This is a genomic window from Ruegeria sp. I1, from assembly GCF_056532675.1.
Genome location: NZ_JBQFNM010000009.1, coordinates 115,765 through 133,150 on the forward strand (window position 1 = coordinate 115,765; position 17,386 = coordinate 133,150).

The 17,386-nt window shown below is 58.9% G+C and carries 18 protein-coding genes; 9 read left to right on the forward strand and 9 right to left on the reverse strand.

The genetic code is table 11. The features are described 5' to 3' along the window. Positions 1–21: 21 nt before the first annotated feature. Complete coding sequence (locus ACR0DH_RS16395) at positions 22–609, forward strand: glutathione S-transferase family protein (protein ID WP_480550691.1); 588 nt, start codon at positions 22–24, stop codon at positions 607–609. Here ACR0DH_RS16395 and ACR0DH_RS16400 read toward each other — a convergent pair. Continuing rightward, a complete protein-coding gene (locus tag ACR0DH_RS16400) occupies positions 602–1,831 on the reverse strand; it encodes a TIGR03862 family flavoprotein (RefSeq protein ID WP_480550689.1) in 1,230 nt (409 codons plus the stop codon). The genes ACR0DH_RS16395 and ACR0DH_RS16400 overlap by 8 nt on opposite strands. Between ACR0DH_RS16400 and ACR0DH_RS16405 the strand changes: the two genes are divergently transcribed. After that, entirely contained in the window at positions 1,830–2,126 is a 297-nt protein-coding gene (locus ACR0DH_RS16405; protein ID WP_480550687.1) for an HNH endonuclease, read from the forward strand. The two genes, ACR0DH_RS16400 and ACR0DH_RS16405, sit on opposite strands and share 2 nt — an antisense overlap. Here ACR0DH_RS16405 and ACR0DH_RS16410 read toward each other — a convergent pair whose 3' ends face one another. The 3 genes from ACR0DH_RS16410 to ACR0DH_RS16420 are packed head-to-tail and all read right to left on the reverse strand — an operon-like array spanning position 2,127 to position 4,209. After that, positions 2,127–2,864, reverse strand: a complete 738-nt coding sequence (locus tag ACR0DH_RS16410; RefSeq protein WP_480550685.1) for a VOC family protein — start codon at positions 2,862–2,864, stop codon at positions 2,127–2,129. It abuts the gene before it with no gap. Then, positions 2,861–3,469: an enoyl-CoA hydratase/isomerase family protein gene (locus tag ACR0DH_RS16415; protein ID WP_480550683.1), complete on the reverse strand. Its 609-nt coding sequence runs from the start codon at positions 3,467–3,469 to the stop codon at positions 2,861–2,863. The genes ACR0DH_RS16410 and ACR0DH_RS16415 overlap by 4 nt, the downstream gene beginning before the upstream one ends. Further along, positions 3,466–4,209 (reverse strand): SDR family oxidoreductase, encoded by a 744-nt coding sequence (locus ACR0DH_RS16420; protein WP_480550681.1) that lies wholly within the window; start codon positions 4,207–4,209, stop codon positions 3,466–3,468. Before ACR0DH_RS16420 ends, ACR0DH_RS16415 begins: the two co-directional genes overlap by 4 nt. Positions 4,210–4,349: 140 nt before the next feature. Between ACR0DH_RS16420 and ACR0DH_RS16425 the strand changes: the two genes are divergently transcribed. The 5 genes from ACR0DH_RS16425 to lpxK all read left to right on the forward strand — a co-directional run bounded on the left by ACR0DH_RS16425 (position 4,350) and on the right by lpxK (position 10,356). Further along, a complete protein-coding gene (locus tag ACR0DH_RS16425; RefSeq protein ID WP_480550679.1) occupies positions 4,350–5,870 on the forward strand; it encodes a DUF2125 domain-containing protein in 1,521 nt (506 codons plus the stop codon). A gap of 135 nt (positions 5,871–6,005) precedes the next feature. Beyond that, the gene (locus ACR0DH_RS16430) at positions 6,006–7,352 is read left to right on the forward strand and encodes a TldD/PmbA family protein (protein WP_480543137.1); all 1,347 of its coding nucleotides are present in this window, start codon (positions 6,006–6,008) and stop codon (positions 7,350–7,352) included. Continuing rightward, positions 7,339–8,139, forward strand: a complete 801-nt coding sequence (locus tag ACR0DH_RS16435; protein WP_480550677.1) for an inositol monophosphatase family protein — start codon at positions 7,339–7,341, stop codon at positions 8,137–8,139. Before ACR0DH_RS16430 ends, ACR0DH_RS16435 begins: the two co-directional genes overlap by 14 nt. Continuing rightward, the gene (locus tag ACR0DH_RS16440; RefSeq protein ID WP_480550675.1) at positions 8,136–9,371 is read left to right on the forward strand and encodes a 3-deoxy-D-manno-octulosonic acid transferase; all 1,236 of its coding nucleotides are present in this window, start codon (positions 8,136–8,138) and stop codon (positions 9,369–9,371) included. Before ACR0DH_RS16435 ends, ACR0DH_RS16440 begins: the two co-directional genes overlap by 4 nt. Further along, a complete protein-coding gene (lpxK, locus tag ACR0DH_RS16445) occupies positions 9,358–10,356 on the forward strand; it encodes a tetraacyldisaccharide 4'-kinase (RefSeq protein ID WP_480550673.1) in 999 nt (332 codons plus the stop codon). Before ACR0DH_RS16440 ends, lpxK begins: the two co-directional genes overlap by 14 nt. A gap of 33 nt (positions 10,357–10,389) precedes the next feature. Here the strand turns inward: lpxK and ACR0DH_RS16450 are convergent, their stop codons facing one another. Together ACR0DH_RS16450 and ACR0DH_RS16455 are read right to left on the reverse strand one after the other, a co-directional pair. Further along, positions 10,390–11,052: a DsbA family protein gene (locus tag ACR0DH_RS16450; protein WP_480543146.1), complete on the reverse strand. Its 663-nt coding sequence runs from the start codon at positions 11,050–11,052 to the stop codon at positions 10,390–10,392. Between the two features lie 13 nt (positions 11,053–11,065). Next, the gene (locus ACR0DH_RS16455; RefSeq protein WP_480550671.1) at positions 11,066–11,572 is read right to left on the reverse strand and encodes a DUF721 domain-containing protein; all 507 of its coding nucleotides are present in this window, start codon (positions 11,570–11,572) and stop codon (positions 11,066–11,068) included. Positions 11,573–11,653: 81 nt separating this feature from the next. Between ACR0DH_RS16455 and mutY the strand changes: the two genes are divergently transcribed. Beyond that, a complete protein-coding gene (gene mutY / locus ACR0DH_RS16460; protein WP_480550669.1) occupies positions 11,654–12,709 on the forward strand; it encodes an A/G-specific adenine glycosylase in 1,056 nt (351 codons plus the stop codon). A gap of 59 nt (positions 12,710–12,768) precedes the next feature. After that, positions 12,769–13,905, forward strand: coding sequence for an alkane 1-monooxygenase (locus ACR0DH_RS16465; protein ID WP_480550667.1), 1,137 nt, complete (start codon positions 12,769–12,771; stop codon positions 13,903–13,905). Positions 13,906–13,983: 78 nt separating this feature from the next. Here the strand turns inward: ACR0DH_RS16465 and ACR0DH_RS16470 are convergent, their stop codons facing one another. The 3 genes from ACR0DH_RS16470 to ACR0DH_RS16480 all read right to left on the reverse strand — a co-directional run bounded on the left by ACR0DH_RS16470 (position 13,984) and on the right by ACR0DH_RS16480 (position 17,334). Beyond that, positions 13,984–15,366: an adenylate/guanylate cyclase domain-containing protein gene (locus tag ACR0DH_RS16470; protein ID WP_480550665.1), complete on the reverse strand. Its 1,383-nt coding sequence runs from the start codon at positions 15,364–15,366 to the stop codon at positions 13,984–13,986. Between the two features lie 141 nt (positions 15,367–15,507). Further along, positions 15,508–16,611: a DNA methyltransferase gene (locus ACR0DH_RS16475; protein ID WP_480550663.1), complete on the reverse strand. Its 1,104-nt coding sequence runs from the start codon at positions 16,609–16,611 to the stop codon at positions 15,508–15,510. A gap of 105 nt (positions 16,612–16,716) precedes the next feature. Next, positions 16,717–17,334: a ribonuclease HII gene (locus tag ACR0DH_RS16480; protein WP_480550661.1), complete on the reverse strand. Its 618-nt coding sequence runs from the start codon at positions 17,332–17,334 to the stop codon at positions 16,717–16,719. Positions 17,335–17,386 lie beyond the last annotated feature (52 nt).

Sequence of the window (17,386 nt, forward strand, 5' to 3'; positions counted from 1 at the left end):
GACATTTGGCAGGAGGATAGCATGTACAAAGTCTATGGGAGCGTTCGAAGCCGCGCAGCGCGTGTCATCTGGCTGCTTGAGGAGTTGGGTCAGCCATATGAGCTGATAAAAGTCGGACCACGCGATCCCCAGGTCGTTGCGTTGAACCACACTGGTAAGATCCCTGTACTGGAGTATGATGGCCAGTTGATCTCGGACAGCTCCGCGATCATGACCTATCTGGCTGATAAACATGCCGCTTTCACCTATCCGGCAGGCAGCTATGACCGCGCCATTCAGGATTCGCTTTTTCATGCAATTCTTGACGAGTTGGACGCCGTTCTATGGGTCGCCGCACGACATGGCTTCATTTTGCCCGAAGACAAACGCGCACCCGGCATCAGTGAGGCGGCCAAATGGGAATTCGACAATAATTTCCAGCGGCTAGAACGCCGGTTTCAAGGTCCATTCCTGCTGGGTGATCAAATGACGATTGCCGATATCCTTTTGGTCCATTGCATGAGCTGGGCCAAAGGCGCCGGATTCACTTTGAATTCAGATGTACTGAAAACCTATGGCAAAGAAATGCGGAACCGGCCTGCCTATAAGAAACTGGCCGAGCTTAGCTAGTTCGCAGCCAGTCCGCGGCTGATCGACCAGCCCAGCGCCCGGTGGCGAAACACGCCGTGAGCAGATAGCCTCCTGTCGGGGCTTCCCAATCCAGCATCTCGCCCGCGCAGAACACACCCGGAAGGTTGGTCAGCATCAGGCCATCATTCACCGCATCGCGTGAAACACCCCCTGCGGTCGAGATTGCTTCGTCTATCGGGCGCAATCCGGCGTGACGAACGGGCAGCGATTTGATCAGCCGGGCCAGCGCATCGGGCGCAGAGGGGAGAGGGCGACCAAACTCGGTCAACAGTGCGGTTCGTGTCGGCCCCAGTTTCAGCACTTTGCGGATGTGGTTGGACAGGCTGGCCTTGCCGCGCGGTCTGCTCAGGCGCTGTGCCACATCCTCCGCCGACAGATCGGGCATCAGATCAAAGGTCAACTCCGCCCCTTCCCGCACGGCTTTGCAGATGCTGTAGATGCCGCCGCCTTCCAGACCACGGGCTGAGATCACGGCCTCGCCCCGTGTGCGCAGCGATCCGGCCCGCAGGGCGACGCCTTTGATCGGCGCGCCGAAGTGCTTTGACATGTGATCGGACCAATCGACAAGCAGACCCGCATTTGCGGGGGCAAAGGGGGCGACCTCGACACCTCTTTGGACAAGGTCATTCGCCCAAGCCCCATCCGATCCCAAACGCGCCCAACTTGCCCCACCCATCGCAAGAATCGTCACGTCTGACGCTACCGTCTGCACCCCGTCTGGCGTGTCAAAGCTGAGCGCGTCGTCCTGCCATCCGGTCCAGCGCCAGCGGGTTTTAATCTCAACGCCAATTTCAGACAGGCGCGCCAACCACGCGCGCAGCAACGGCGAGGCTTTCATAACCGACGGAAACACACGCCCGGTAGAACCGGTGAATAGTTCCTGCCCCAGCTCCTGAGCCCAGTTTTTCACATCCTGCGCGTCGAATTCAGCTAGCATCGGGCGGAGCCAGTCAGCGGCTTCGTCATAGGATTGGAGCAGCGTCTCGAAAGGTTCATCCTTGGTCAGGTTCAAGCCCGACTTACCCGCCATCAGAAACTTGCGCGCGACTGAAGGCTTGGCCTCGGCCACCAAAACCCTGTGACCAGCTTGGGCCAGCTGTTCTGCGGCCATCAATCCGGCGGGCCCTGCCCCGATCACCACTGCCTGCGCCATTGCAGCCCTCTTGCCTTCATCGCCCGCAGGCGCATCATTCCAGATCATGACGAACAGCGATCAAATCTGCCCGCTTTGCGACCGCCCGATCCCCGAGGGCGGCGGCAGCCTGCATCATCTGATCCCAAAACTCAAAGGAGGCAAGGGCGGACCCACCGTGCTGCTGCACAAGATTTGCCACAAGGAAATCCACGCCACGCTGTCCGAAGCCGAATTGGCGCGCAGTTTCAGCACGGTCGAGGCCCTGCGCGCCCATCCACGGCTTGAGAAATTCCTGAACTGGGTCCGCAGACGCCCACCCGGCTTTCAATCGAAAGTGCCGGGCAAGCGCAGAGGGCGATGATCAGCCTGGCAGAACTGGGTCGCCAAACGCATCCTGAATAGGCTCTGCCAAACTTTCGACCTCCAGCCCCTGGTAGTCCGGCACAGGCGCGAATTGCGCGCCCTGAACGTGCTGGAATTCCAGCATTGTGTAAGGGCGTTTCCAAAGCCATTCGCGGTTCGACACCGCCCAAAGATCGGGATCAGGCGGTACGTCATGCGTGAACGCATAGAAATGCAGATCGAACCCGTATGGGGCGACGTCCTGCGTTGACAGCAGTTTCATGCCCTGAGCGCGGCAGAATGCGTCCTCGGCGGCTATATCACCTGTACGCAGGGTGATCTGGCCAACCCGTGCCTGCGCGAACGGGTTCGCGGGATCTGCTGCGGTTTCGGGCCGGTTGCCTTCGAAATCATGCTGAAGCAGTTCGATCACAAAGCCTTCGGGGTCGCTGAGATGGGCCATGTAGCCGATATCCAGAAACTGACGCGGGACACTGACAGCATGGCCCTGTTTGCCCAACGCCTCAACCGCCACGTCCACATTGGGCAGGGTAATCCCGATCTTCCAGTATCGTTGCCCCTGATCATGGGCGTACCCGCCGCCACCCGGCATCAGCAACAGATCCGCATCCTGCCCGTCATAGCCAACACGGCGGTTCTGCCCCTCGACCTGCACCGACATACCCAGCGCCTCCCGATAGAAACCGGCTAGGCGATCCGGGTCGGCGACGCGCAATCGCAGCGCGGACAACCTCATCGGCACAGCTCGGCGATGCCAGCGGCGATGTCGGGTTTTGCAGCCACACTGTCCGCCACCAGCTCTTGCGCAGTGGGCATCAGGTCTTCGGGCGCAACGATGCGGTCCACAAGACCGAAGGCATAGGCCTCTTCTGCTGTGATCTTCTGCCCCGCCATCAGGATCAGTTTGGTCCGCGCAGGGCCAATCAAAGCCGCCATGCGTTTGGGATCAGACGGTTGCGGCAGGAAACCCAGCTTCATCACCGGATAAAAGAACTTGGCCGACGGCACCGCGATGCGCAGATCACAGGCCAACACCATCCCGTTCGCTCCACCGGCCAGCGTGCCATTCAATGCGGCCACCGTCAGGCAGGGCAAGGCGGCAATCGCGCCCGACAGGCGCTCCCATACGTCCGAGGTGGCGAGCCCGGCGCGCGCCTCGTCCAGATCGGCGCCAGCACTAAACACTTTGCCGGCGCCTGTCAGGATTAGGGCGCTGGCCTCAGTCGCCGCCTCTGCAATCTCGGCCAGTTCGGTCAGCATCGCCCGTGTCAAAGCATTTGCCTTACCCGGGTTATTGATCGTGACGATCCAAAGACCGTCGTCCTGCGTCAATTCAATCACGTCAAACCGATCCTTTGGCGGATGTCATCCTGGCGCAGGGAAATCTCGGATCCCAGAAACTCATCCGCATCGGATGAGCACATCCACATCAGCGCCCGCGCGGGCCAGTCCGCCGGGATGTGAACATCCCAGTCCAACTGGCTGACCGGGTTGATGCCGCTGGCCTTAATAACGCGCTGCATATCTGTGGCCACCGTACCCGGCGACAGACCCATGGCGCGGATACCATTATGCGCCTCTTCCAGATGTAGGCATTCGGTCAGCATCTTTGCCCCCGCTTTCGAGGAGCAATAGTGGCTCCACGCCTCAACCGGGTTCGAAGCCGCGCCCGAAGAAACGGTCAGTATCGTCCCTCCGCCCGCTGCGCGCATGATCGGTAGGGCGGCGCGCATCCCGTAGAAGACACCTTTGAGGTTGATGTCGATGGCCTGGCTCCAGGACGCGACATCAGCATTGGCCAGGTGAAAGATCGGCTCGATCACCCCGGCATTGCCGATCAGCACGTCCAAACTGCCGAAGCGAGCGACGCAATCGGCCACCGCCTGCTCAACCTGCACGAAATCGCTGACATCGCAGGCCAGCGCAATCGCGTTATCCCCCAGCGCAGCCGCCAGTGCATCAATCTGATCACGACTGCGTGCAACCAGCGCGACATTGGCCCCGGCTGCGGCAAAAACGCGCCCAGCTTCAGCGCCTATGCCCCGGCTGGCCCCGGTTATAAGTACTGTTTTTCCCTGCATTTGCCGCTCCTGACGTACTGAGTTGGAATTTGGCTACAGGCGTAGCGCGGAAACGGGGAAAGGGTCCAGCCCTTGCCCCCTTGACGATGCCCGCCACAACCCCGACCATGCGCATCAAATTGATCAAGAAGGGTTACCTTATGTCTGTTTTCCTCCGCCGCAGCTGCGGCGCAGCCCTGGCTTATACAATTGCCACCCAAGGCGCCTGGGCCGACCTGACCGCCAATGATATCTGGGCGGATTGGCAGTCTTACTTTCAGTCGATGGGCTATACCATTACCGGTGATGAAAGCAGTGCCGGGGACGTGACGACTATCACGAACATGACTGTGCTGATGGATCTGCCCGAGGATGAGGCCGAGTTCAGCATGATGATGCCTGAAGTTACGCTGACAGAAAACGGCGATGGCACGATCAGCATCGGCTTCCCAGAAAGCTTTCCATTGACACTGTCCGGCACCGCCGAGGATGAGGTGTTTTCCGTCGACCTGATCTATTCTCAGACCGATCTGGACATGGTTGTCTCAGGCACACCTGAGGACATGACCTATGATTATTCGGCATCCCAGCTGAGCGTGGCGATTGAAGAGCTGGAGGCAGGCGATGAAGCGCTGCCCGCTGATGCATTTGACGTCCAGTTCGATATGGTCGATGTGACTGGCAGCTCGCGCATGCTCATCGGTGAAGATCGCACCATCGCTCAGACCTTAGAGGCCGCGGAGCTGTCTTACAACGTCGCGTTTGAAGACCCTGAACTTGGGGATTCGGGCCTGTTCGTCGGACAGTTGAATGATCTGACATTCGAAGGCGACAATGTTCTGCCAAGCGGGCTAGACCTGAGCGATCCCAGCGCGTTTTATACCTCCGGTTTCGAATTTGATGGTGAATTCACTTACGGCTCGGGCGAGACAAATATCAGCGGGGTCGCAGAAGGTAGCGAGTTCACCATGGCAAGCTCCTCCGAAGGTGGGCGTTTCGCGGCCAGTATGGACGCCGAGAGCTTGGCTTATGATCTTGAACAGAACAAAACCCAGATGGCAGTGACCACAGCCGACCTGCCTTTCCCGCTCGAACTGGCGATGGAAAAGGCTGGTCTGAAGCTTGATATCCCGGTGCAGCCCTCGGATGAGGTCAAACCATTTGGGTTTGCGATGAACCTGACCGATTTCACCATGTCTGACGTTTTGTGGAGCATGTTTGACCCCGCAGGCACCTTGCCCCGCGATCCTGCAACAATTGCACTGGATACAAGCGGAACGGCCAAGGTGCTGATGAACATCTTCGACCCGGAACAGGCGGCAGCTCTGGAAAGCTCCGACGAATTGCCTGCCGAGTTGCATTCGTTAACGATCAACGAGCTGCTGGTCTCGCTGGTTGGCGCGCGCCTGTCAGGTGACGGCGACTTTGCCTTCGACAACGAAAACACCCAGGAATTCGGCATGCCCGCCCCATCGGGTGTCGCCAATCTTGAGTTGGTGGGCGCAAATGCACTGATCGACAAACTGATTGGCATGGGGCTGATGTCCGAGAATGACGCGCTGGGTGCGCGTATGATGATGGGCATGATGGCCGTGCCGGGTGATGAACCCGATACGCTGACATCGACCATCGAGTTCAAAGAAGACGGCCAAATTCTGGCCAATGGTCAACGCATTAAGTAAATGTGATCGAACAAGGGCGCCCCGATGCGCCCTTGTTCATGACCTTGGATGCAAACACCACGATTGCATCCGGCTGCAGGTCTTGCGAGACGGGCTGTGCAAGGCTAGGTCCTGTGCAAAGAAACCGGAGACGCCATGACCCGCACGCCACAAGAGTTGACCCATAACCTGTTGGATGCCGCCCGCAAAGCCGGGGCTGAGGCAGCGGATGCCATCGTAATCGATGGCTCGTCGGTCTCTGTCGAGGTGCGGCACGGAGCGTTGGAGCATGCCGAACGCTCTGAAGAAACGGAATTTGGGCTGCGCGTGTTTGTGGGCAAGCAGCAAGCGATTGTCTCCAGTTCTGACGTGCGGCCCGATACGCTGACCAAAATGGCGGAACGCGCCGTGGCGATGGCAAAGGAAGCACCCGAGGACCCGTTTACGGGCCTGGCTGACAGCGCTCAATTGGCGAAAGTTTGGGATATCGACGCGTTGGAGCTATTCGATCCTGCGCCGGAACCCGCAGCAGATGCCTTGATGCAGGATGCAATTGCCGCTGAAGCCGCCGCGCTGGCGGTTTCCGGGGTATCGCAAGTGTCAGATGCAGCGGCCAGCTACGGCACCCATCGGGTTAGTCTGGCGGCGACCAACGGGTTTTCCGGGGAGTACGCGCGCAGCTATCGGTCAACCTCCTGCGTTGCGATCTCGGGTGAAGGCACGGGGATGGAGCGTGACTATGACGGCGACGCCCGAACCTTTCAGTCAGATCTGCGCACGCCGCAGGATATTGGCCACTCCTCAGGCAAACGGGCCGTGTCGTTGGTGGGCGCACGCAAACCCAAGACCGGAAGCTTTCCAGTTTTGTTTGACGAGCGCATATCGACTTCTTTGATCGGTCACTTGCTGGCAGCGAGCAACGGCGCCGCAATTGCGCGCGGAGCATCCTGGCTGAAAGACAATCTGCGGGAACAGGTTTTACCCGCGCATCTGTCCCTGATCGAAGACCCGCATCGCCCGCGTATCTCGGGCTCTCGCCCTTTTGATGCCGAAGGCCTGCCAACCCAACGTCGCGCAATTGTTGAAAACGGTATCCTGACCGGCTGGACGATGGATTTGTCCAGCGCTCGCAAGCTGGGCATGGAGTCGACCGGAAATGCCGCCCGTGGCGTCTCAGGTCCGCCCTCGCCCAGCAATTGGAACCTGAGTCTGACCCAAGGCACGCAAAGCCGCGCCGATTTGCTGCGCGATATGGGAACCGGGTTGTTGGTTACTTCGATGATCGGTTCAACGATCAACCCCAACACCGGTGACTACTCACGCGGGGCATCAGGGTTCTGGGTCGAAAATGGAGAGATCACCTATCCGGTCAACGAATGCACCATCGCGGGTAACCTGCGCGATATGCTTATGCGGATGATCCCGGCCAATGATGCGCGGCCTTATCTGTCACGGGTCGTGCCCTCGGTACTGATCGAAGGAATGACGCTTGCCGGCAACTGATCTGCCCCTTCTGATCGACGCGGCCCTTGAGGCTGGCAAGATCGCGTCCCGCTATTCGGGACCGCAGGCGCAGCGCTGGGATAAACCCGACGGTGCCGGACCCGTGACCGAAGCCGATCTGGCCGTGAACGCGATGCTCGAACAACGCTTACCAGCGGCACGCCCGGGCTATGGCTGGCTCAGCGAAGAGACCGAAGATACCGCCGAGCGTCTCGATCGAGACCGAGCCTTTATCATCGACCCAATCGATGGCACTCGCAGCTTTGCCGAGGGGTCCCGGACATGGGCCCATTCGCTGGCCGTTACCGACAAAGGCGAAGTCACTGCTGCCGTGATCTTCCTGCCGATGCGCGATCTGCTTTATGCCGCCAGCAAGGGCCAGGGGGCCACGCTGAATGGCGCGGCGATCCACGCGACCCAAGCCGAGGCTTTGGACAAGTCCGAGCTTCTGGCAGCCAAGCCGAACTTGGCTGCACATCATTGGCGCGCGGGTCAGGTACCACCCTTCAAACGGGCCTACCGCCCATCGCTGGCCTATCGCATGGCTCTGGTCGCCGAGGGCCGGTTCGACGGAATGTTGACGCTGCGCCCTAGCTGGGAATGGGATATCGCGGCAGGCGATCTGATCGTACGCGAAGCAGGTGGGATATGTACGGACCGCCAAGGACAACCACTGCGCTTCAATAACGAACATCCCCGATTGAACGGGGTGGTCGCCGCCGGTGAAGGACTGCATACCATTCTGGCCGCACAACTCGATGAGGATGGTCCGGGGATCCCGGCATGAGCCAACCCCAATCGCTTAGCCTTATGGCCTATCGGATTCTGTCGTGGCGTATGCCGAAAAACGATGGCCGAACCGATATACCGCGCCCAACAGGCGAGGTTTTGTGGGTGCATATCGCCGATCCGGACCGCCTGCGCGTGATCGTCGATCTGTGCGAGCGATTGAAACAGGTCCGGCCGGGATTATCCTTGCTGCTAACCGCCCCTCCGGACGCTGATCTTTCGCGTTGGGCGGAAACCAGCTTTCCCCTGATCACACTGCCTTTGGAACATACTGGTGCAGCCCGAAGTTTTCTGGATCATTGGCGCCCGAACATGGGTCTGTGGGTCGGTGGTGGGTTGATGCCAAGCATCATCACCCGCGCCGCAGACCAGAAAATCCCTCTGATCCTGATCGAAGCAACACCCGAGGTTTCAAGCGTCAGACTTGCGCGCTGGCTGCCGGATATCAGCCGGTATACCTTCAATTGCTTTGATCATATTCTGACGCCATCAGAAGAGATCGCGCGCCAGATTAGGCGGCTGGGCATTCCGTCGTCAAAAGTCGAGGAAACCCCACCCCTCCAGATCAGTCCGAACCCAAGGCCATGGCCCGAAGACGAACTGATCGAGGTCACCCATATCCTGTCCAGCCGGCCCGTCTGGCTGGCGGCACGAACTCAGGATAAAGAATTTATCTCGGTCCTCAGCGCCCACCGTCAGGCCTTGCGCATGATGCCCCGGCTGGTATTGGTTTTGCATGTCGCCGATATCGGTGAAGCACAGCCCCTGCAGCGGCGGCTGGCATCGATGGATCTACGCTGTAGCAACTGGGACGAGGGTGACCAGATCGAAGACGCGACACAGGTCATCCTGACCTCAGAGCCCGAGGATCTGGGCCTGTGGCAACGGGTCTGCCCAGTGACCTTCATGGGCAGCTCGCTTGAGCGCGGCGCAGGCGGATGCGACCCGCTGGAAACGATTGCCCTTGGCTCCGCCATCGTGCACGGTCCGTTTGTGCATCGATACCAGGGACTTTACGATCAGCTGAAACAGATCAAAGCAGCCCGCATGATCAAATCCGCAACCGAGTTGGGCGACGCAGTAACCGAACTACTGGCGCCAGATCAGGCAGCGGGGATGGCACTGGCCGGGTGGCAAATGATCACCGAAGGCGCGCCTCAGGCCGACAGGTTGATCGAGATGGTGCAGGACGCGCTGGACCAACGGAGTTCCGAAAATGCGGGCACCTGAATTTTGGAACACCCCCCCGGATCAACTGGATCTAAGGGCGCGCATATTGGCCCCCCTGGGTCGTATCTATGCGTCGGCAACGGCTCGCCGCGTCGCACAGGAGGCCGGTATCAAACCGGGCGCGCCGGTTATTTGCATCGGCAATCTGAACGCAGGCGGTACGGGAAAGACACCCACGGCAATCTGGATGGTCGAGCAATTGCGCGACAGCTGGCACACGCCACATATCGTGACCCGTGGGCACGGCGGCACTCTGGAAGGCCCGGTGCGGGTCGACCCCGGCAAGCATTCGGCAGCGCAAGTCGGGGATGAACCGTTGCTGCTGGCCATGTTCGCCGATGTCTGGGTTGCAAAAGACCGGGCCGCCGGGGCACGCGCGGCGGCGGAGGATGGGGCAACGGTCATCGTTTTAGACGATGGGTTTCAAAACCCCTCGGTCGCCAAGGATTTCTCGATCATCGTGGTGGACGCCCAGCGCGGGTTCGGGAACGGACTGTGCCTGCCCGCAGGTCCCTTGCGCGAGCCGGTCGATGTTGGTCTGAAACGCGCCGATCTGGTGCTTTCACTTGGAGATACCCCCGCACAGGCAAGATTTGCTGAGCAGTGGGGTGATGCGATCACCGTGCCGCTTGCAACCGGAGTGGTCGAGCCCTTGCAGACCGGTATGGACTGGACAGGCTCCAAAGTGTTGGCCTTCGCCGGGATCGGCCACCCTGAGAAGTTCTTTCAAACCCTCCGCCAACAGGGGGCAGAGCTTGCGCGCGCCGAAGCGCTGGATGACCACCAGCCACTGACCACAGCCCTGATGACCCGCCTTGAGAACGAAGCGCGCCTATTGGGCGCGCAAATGGTGACAACCGAGAAAGACGCTGTCCGCCTGCCCGAAGCCTTCCGGCGAAAGGTCGTGACCCTGCCGGTTCGTCTTCACATCTCGGATGCAGACGCCGTCAAAGAGATGTTGGCAAAGGTCGCGCCCTCACCCTAGCGTCGGCCCTGTTCGGGCCGACCGGATAACAGCTTAGCTGCCCAGTTCAGATTCGATTAGCTGCTTGAAATCGGCGTAGGACTGGTTGGACACTTTCTTGCCGTTGACGATGAAAGACGGTGTCGCCTCAATCCCGTCACGCTCGGCGTTTTCCTGATACCAAGCAACCAATGTCTGGGCGCGGGTTCCATCTTGCAAGCAAGCTTCAAGCTGATCGTTGTCGATACCTGCGAGGCGACCGATCTTGCGAAGCTCATCCACGATCTCAGTCGGGCCACCGGCGCGGGTCCATTCGGACTGACCCTCATAAAGCAGATCGGTGATGCCAAAGAACTTATCGGGACCCGCGCAGCGCGCTATCATCGACGCCCACAGGCCATAGCGGTCAAAATAGACCTCACGATAGGTGAACTTGACCTTGCCAGTGTCGATGAAATCCTTCTTCAACTGCTTATAGGCCCCTTTATGAAAGGTGGCGCAATGCGGGCAGGTGTAGGATGCGTATTCGATGATTTCGACCGGGGCATCTTCGGCCCCTTGAACCATTTCAACAATGGTTGATGTATCCAGCTCTGCCTCTTGTGCGATGGCACTTCCGACCAGCGGGTTGGCGGGGGTCGAACTTGTGGTTGTCAGCCAATACCCACCAGCGGCAATGGCGACAGCCGCACAGATTCCTGTTGCAATACGGCTCATTCTCAGCCCTTTCTCAGCGTTTGTGCTTAGATAAAATGTTGCGGCCCAGACGTTCAAGGGCAGCGCGCAAATCACCATCGTGAACGTCACGCGACACTTTGTCTGCCTCGGCTGCGATTTCAGGTTCTATTTCGGGTTTCGGCGGCTTCGGTTTGTGATCGAAACTGGCCTGCCCCTCGGCAAATCCGGTCGGAGCGGTCTGAGTGATCCGGATACGGCTGATCGCGTTGTAACCGTAAACGGCATTCACCTTGCCGCGCAGCTGCTCCTTCTGCATTTCCAGCATCGGAGCCTGCGGCCCTGTGGTCAGCAGCGTCAATGTGGCACTAATCCCGCCTTTGCCATATCCCACATTCACCGGACGCGCGATCGAGGCAGTATCCTGCCCCACAATCTCGGCCCAATGGGTCAGCAGTCGCGACACAGCAAACCCCCGGCTTTCCCCGGCGCGCCGAATCTGATCATTCAGCAAACTGGCGGTGCGTTTGAACCCGCGGGTCGAGGAACGTCTGCGTTGCATCTGGTTTCCAACTCCTGCGCCGCTATTGTAATGGGCAGAATGGCAGGTGCCAGCGAAACCTGACGGGGAGTTAGATAAAACTTGCGTGACATCACTGAATTCAGCGTGAGCACCGCGCTTTTGGACTGGTACGATCGCCACGCCCGCGAAATGCCATGGCGCGTGGGTCCGGCGGATCGTGCGGCTGGTGTACAGCCTGCCCCCTACCGCGTCTGGCTGTCCGAGGTGATGTTGCAGCAAACAACCGTGGCCGCCGTGCGTGATTACTTCACACGCTTCACCACGCGTTGGCCCACGGTTCAAGCGCTGGCCGCCGCACCGGATGATCAGGTCATGGGGGAATGGGCCGGACTTGGCTACTATGCCCGCGCCCGCAACCTGTTGAAATGCGCGCGGGTCGTGGCCGAGGATCACAAGGGGCAGTTTCCGGACACTTACGATGCGCTTCTGCAATTGCCCGGAATTGGCCCCTACACCGCCGCTGCGATCTCGGCCATTGCCTTTGACCGGCCCGAGACTGTGCTGGACGGCAATGTCGAACGGGTGATGGCGCGGCTTTATGACATTCACGATCCGCTGCCCGGATCGAAATCCGTTCTGAAGGAAAAAGCCTCTGCGCTGACTCCCGATCAGCGGCCCGGGGACTACGCACAAGCGGTCATGGATCTGGGCGCAACCATCTGCACTCCAAAATCCCCCGCCTGCGGCATTTGCCCGCTGCGCGATCCCTGCCAGGCCCGGATCGCCGGAACACAGGCAGAGCTGCCAAAGAAAACACCGAAAAAGCCCAAACCCACCCGCTTCGGCCATATCTACATCGCCCAACGCATGGACGGGGCGCTGCTGTTGGAACGCCGTCCTGATAAGGGTCTATTGGGCGGAATGCTCGGCTGGCCCGGGTCTGACTGGTCTGAAACCCCTGCCGAAGCGCCCCCTTTCCCAGCGAATTGGCGCACCCTGCCGGGCGAAGTGCGCCATACTTTTACACATTTCCATCTGGTGCTGAAAATCTGGACAGCCGTGCTGCCAGCCAACACCATACCAGATGGGCTGACACTTCTGACCAAGCATGAGTTCAAACCCAACGACCTGCCTACTGTGATGCGCAAGGCTCACGATTTGTGGAGGGGGCAATAAGCCCGCTGTCCAAGCGCGATTGCTCGGGCTAGGCTGCGTTCGAAGGTTCGGAGCACTAGATGATCGCAACTCAAACCCTGACCCGCTGGCAGACCGCGATGCCCTTCTGGGTATCGTTCCTGTTGATCCCCTTGATCTGGGCCACGGCAATAGCAGGCGGATGGTGGGTTCTGCTGATCCCCTTGTCCACCTGGTGGGCCTTTGCTGCGCTGGATCGGCTCACCGGGCTCAATCTTGACAATGCAAACCCGGAAACGCCCGACGATATCCTGCATTGGTATATATTGCTGACCAAGCTTTGGGTCCCTGCTCAGTTCGTCACCCTGTTTGGCCTGATCTGGTATGCAACCCATACCGACCATCTGACGACCTGGTCTAAGATTGGCCTGTTCTTCGGTATGGGCATCCTGTCGGGCACGGTGGGTATCAATTACAGCCATGAACTGATGCACCAGCGGTCTCGGCTGGAACGCTGGCTGGGGGATATCTTGCTGGCAATGGTCCTCTATTCCCATTTCCGATCCGAGCATCTGCTGGTGCACCACCGCTATGTCGGAACGCCGCGAGACCCGGTTACCGCGCGCTATAACGAGGGGTTCCATCGCTTCTATCCACGCGTTTTGTTGCAATGCCTGGTCTCTGCCTTTCACGCCGAGAAGGACAAGCTTGCCCGCAAAGATCGCCCTTGGACAGACCGCGCAAACCCGTTCTGGCGCTATTGGGCGTTACAAGGCGGGATGCTTCTGCTGGCGGGGCTGATCGGAGGATGGGCCGGGCTGGGATTACTCCTATTGCAGGCGGGCGTTGCCATCTGGCAGCTGGAATTGGTCAACTATGTCGAACATTACGGGCTGACACGGAAACACATGGGCGACGGAAAATACGAGCATGTCTTGCCCCGCCATTCTTGGAATGCCGCGCAAAAAGCCTCGAACTGGCTGCTGATCAACCTTCAGCGTCACTCCGACCACCATTACAAACCAAACCGGCGCTTCCCCTTGTTGCAAAACCATGCACAAGAGGACGCGCCGCAACTGCCCTATGGCTACCCCGTGATGACCGTTGCCGCGATGATCCCGCCCCTGTGGCGGCGCGTCATGAACCCTCGGGTCCGGGCCTGGCGGCGGCAATACTACCCCGAAATCACGGATTGGCACCCTTACAACAAAGCGCAGAACCCGCAGCCAAATACCTGACCGCAGCGCGCCCAGCGCGCTGCCCGGCCCAACGGGTGGGGTTGCATCTTTGATGCGGCCCCTCCGGGCGGGAGCCCCTTAGTTGATCCAGATATCCATAGGGTCTTCAACGCCGCGCACTGGTTGGCTGGCTTTTGGGGCGAACCCTTCCAGCAATGGCTGGCTCGTCGGGCTTTCTTTCAACACTTGGTCCCGCAGCGCATCGCTGACTACAATATCCGCTTTAAATTCACGGGTCATCGCCTCAAGCTTAGCCGCAACGTTCACCGCGTCGCCGATCACCGCAAACTCCAGCCGGTTGGCACCGATATCTCCCAAAACGACCGAGCCATAGTGGACCCCGATCCCGACGTGAATCTCGACCTCACCCGCGCGCCGGCGTTCAAGGTTCCATCGCTCGATAACCTCGGCCATGGCCCGCGCGCAGCCAAGCGCGTTGGTCGCATCCAACGGCGTTGTGACCGGCGTTCCAAACGTGGCCATCAGGCCATCGCCAAGATACTTGTCCAACGTACCGTTATGCCGAAATACCTCAGTCTCCATCCGCCCGTGAAACCCACGCAGAACCTCGATCACCTCATAAGGGTCGCGACCCGCCGCAAACCGGGTGAACCCAACAATGTCGATAAACAAAACCGCTATGTTCTCTTTGCGAACCTGTTTCAGTGGCTCATCGTTATGGCTCAATGATTCAACCACATTGGGCGAGAAATACCGTGACAGGTTTGCGCGCTCCCTCTCTAGTCCTGCATTGCTGAGCAGAAGGCGATTGAGCCGTCGCATCGAAATGCCCAAGGTCACAGCGACCATCACAAATACGATGACTTCCTGAACCCGCAGAGAAACAAGGAAATTGTTGGGATCAAGCAATCCCTGTAGATCGGGATACCCTTGCAGCGCGACAAAGACACTGTCACCCAATTCAGGGAATGGCGTTGCAACCCACCAGGCAATAACCCAGCCAACGGTCCAAATCATAGCCGTCCAGGATCCGATCGCAACAACAGTGCGCCATGAATAGGCCAGCGTTCCCGCAGCAAGAATAATGAAAAAGTACTGGAAGTTGTCGAACCGAAATTGTGTCGCAAGGGGCCGTACATCATCGCTGAACGGGTTCGGGACGATCATACCAAGCGTCATGATCAGCAGATCCGCAAAGATCAAAAGCAGCTCGACCCTGGATTGCCCGACGCGCCCCGCACGCTGGATCAACCAGCCGTTTGCGCAAATCAGCAAAAGGATGAAGTGATAGTACAGAACTTCCCAGTTTGGGTTCAGATAGATCAGCAGAATCCCGGTCAAACCCATCGCAACCCAGCGGGCCCTGACCGCCAGCTCCAGCCCTTCGCGCTTGTGCCGTTCCAGCGCCTCTTCGGCGTATTTGTGGTCCAGATCAAAATCGTCCGGCTGAGTTATAAAGAAACGGCTAAAGCGGGACGGGCTGGGTGCAATGTCGGTCAAGGGTCAGCACTCCTGTACGGTCTGACGAGTTTGGCTTATGCAATCATTCCTTGGCCAAAAACAAAAGACCCCGCCGTAGGATCGGCGGGGCAAGGCTAAGTGCCTTGTGTCAGGCCACAGGCACCGGCGGTATTCTTGAAATCAGTTGTGCATCTCAGACCGGATCTGCTGACGCAACACGTCGATGGGTACAGTCTTGCCATCGCGTTTGAAGCACCAATATGTCCAGCCGTTGCAGGAGGGGGCGTTTTCCAGATGCGCGCCAACCTGATGGATCGAACCTTTGACATTGTCACCGACCAATGTGCCATCTGCCCGAACCTTGGCCTTGTGGCGCTGGTTCATGGAATAAAGCTCCTCACCCGGACGCAGCATGCCGCGTTCGACCAACTGGCCGAAGGGCACGCGCGGCTCGGCGCGTTTGCTGGCGCTGACCTCCAGCGCCTCGCGGTCAAACTTGCGCACTTTTGCGATGCGCTTTTCGGCGACCTTGCGATAGCTTTCTTCGCGCTCAATGCCGATGAACTCACGACCAAGCATTTTCGCGACGGCACCCGTGGTGCCAGTACCAAAGAACGGGTCCAACACCACGTCACCCGGATTGGTCGACCCGATTAGAACGCGATGCAGCAGCGATTCCGGTTTCTGTGTAGGATGTGCCTTATCGCCGTTGTCGTCTTTCAGACGTTCATGCCCGGTACAGATCGGCAACACCCAATCGCTGCGCATTTGCACGCCCTCGTTCAGAGCCTTCAGCGCTTCGTAGTTGAACGTGTATTTCGCGCCTTCCTGTTTCGAGGCCCAGATCATCGTCTCATGCGCGTTGGTGAAACGCTTGCCACGGAAATTCGGCATCGGGTTCGATTTACGCCACACGACGTCATTCAGAATCCAGTACCCCGCATCCTGCAGGGCCGAGCCCACGCGGAAGATGTTGTGGTACGAGCCGATCACCCAGATCGCACCATTCGGTTTCAGCAGACGATGCGCCGCCTTCAGCCATTCGCGGGTGAACTGATCATAGGCACCAAAACTGCTGAACTGATCCCAGTGATCATCAACCGCATCGACCTGAGAGTTATCCGGGCGATGCAACTGGCCCTTCAGCTGCAGATTATACGGTGGATCCGCGAAAATCAGGTCAACCGACGCCTCGGGCAGACTGTTCATCACCGCGATGCAGTCTCCGGAAAGAATCGAGTTTAAGGGGAGCGCGGCTGCGCCCTTTGTCTTAATGGTGGTCATATCACTGCCTCAGTTCCACGGCGCTTTTGCGCTCATTTGGTTGAGACAAGGATGAGTCAAAGATGATTCGTCGTCAAATTCTTTTTTGAATCAGTGGCTTACGATTTACACTTGATACAAGATATTGTGGACCGGTTTGAATGAACGTCTATGGTGTGGGGTCACACCAAGATTTCGCAGCGCGTCGCGGTGTTGTTTTGACGGATAACCGGCGTTTGTCTCCCATCCATATCCCGGATGCTGTTGCGCCAAATCCACCATCAGTTGATCACGCCAGTTTTTTGCCAGGATCGAGGCCGCCGCAATCGACACTGATCGGGCGTCTCCTTTTACCACGGCTTGGGCGGGGATCTTCAGGTCGCGCGGGATCATATTGCCATCGATCAGCAGATAATCAGGCGCCGGGCTGAGGGCCGCCACCGCCCGCTCCATTGCCAAATGCGAGGCGCGCAGGATGTTGACCTCATCGATCTCGGCCACGGATGCTTCGGCCACTGCAAACTCTGCCCGGTCCCGCAACGCCGCATCCAAAGCGGCGCGGCGTTTGGCGGTCAGCTTCTTGGAATCATTCAACCCTTCGGGAATTTCCTGCGGGTTCAGGATCACGGCGGCCGCAACCACCGGCCCGGCCAATGGGCCGCGCCCCACCTCATCCACACCCGCGATGCGAAGACGTCCGCTGTGCAACAGGGCTTGCTCAAGCTCAAAATTCGGAACCATCATCCCTTTGGAAAACCGTGTTTCATCACCGACCGCAAGAAAAAAGAGAGGGCCG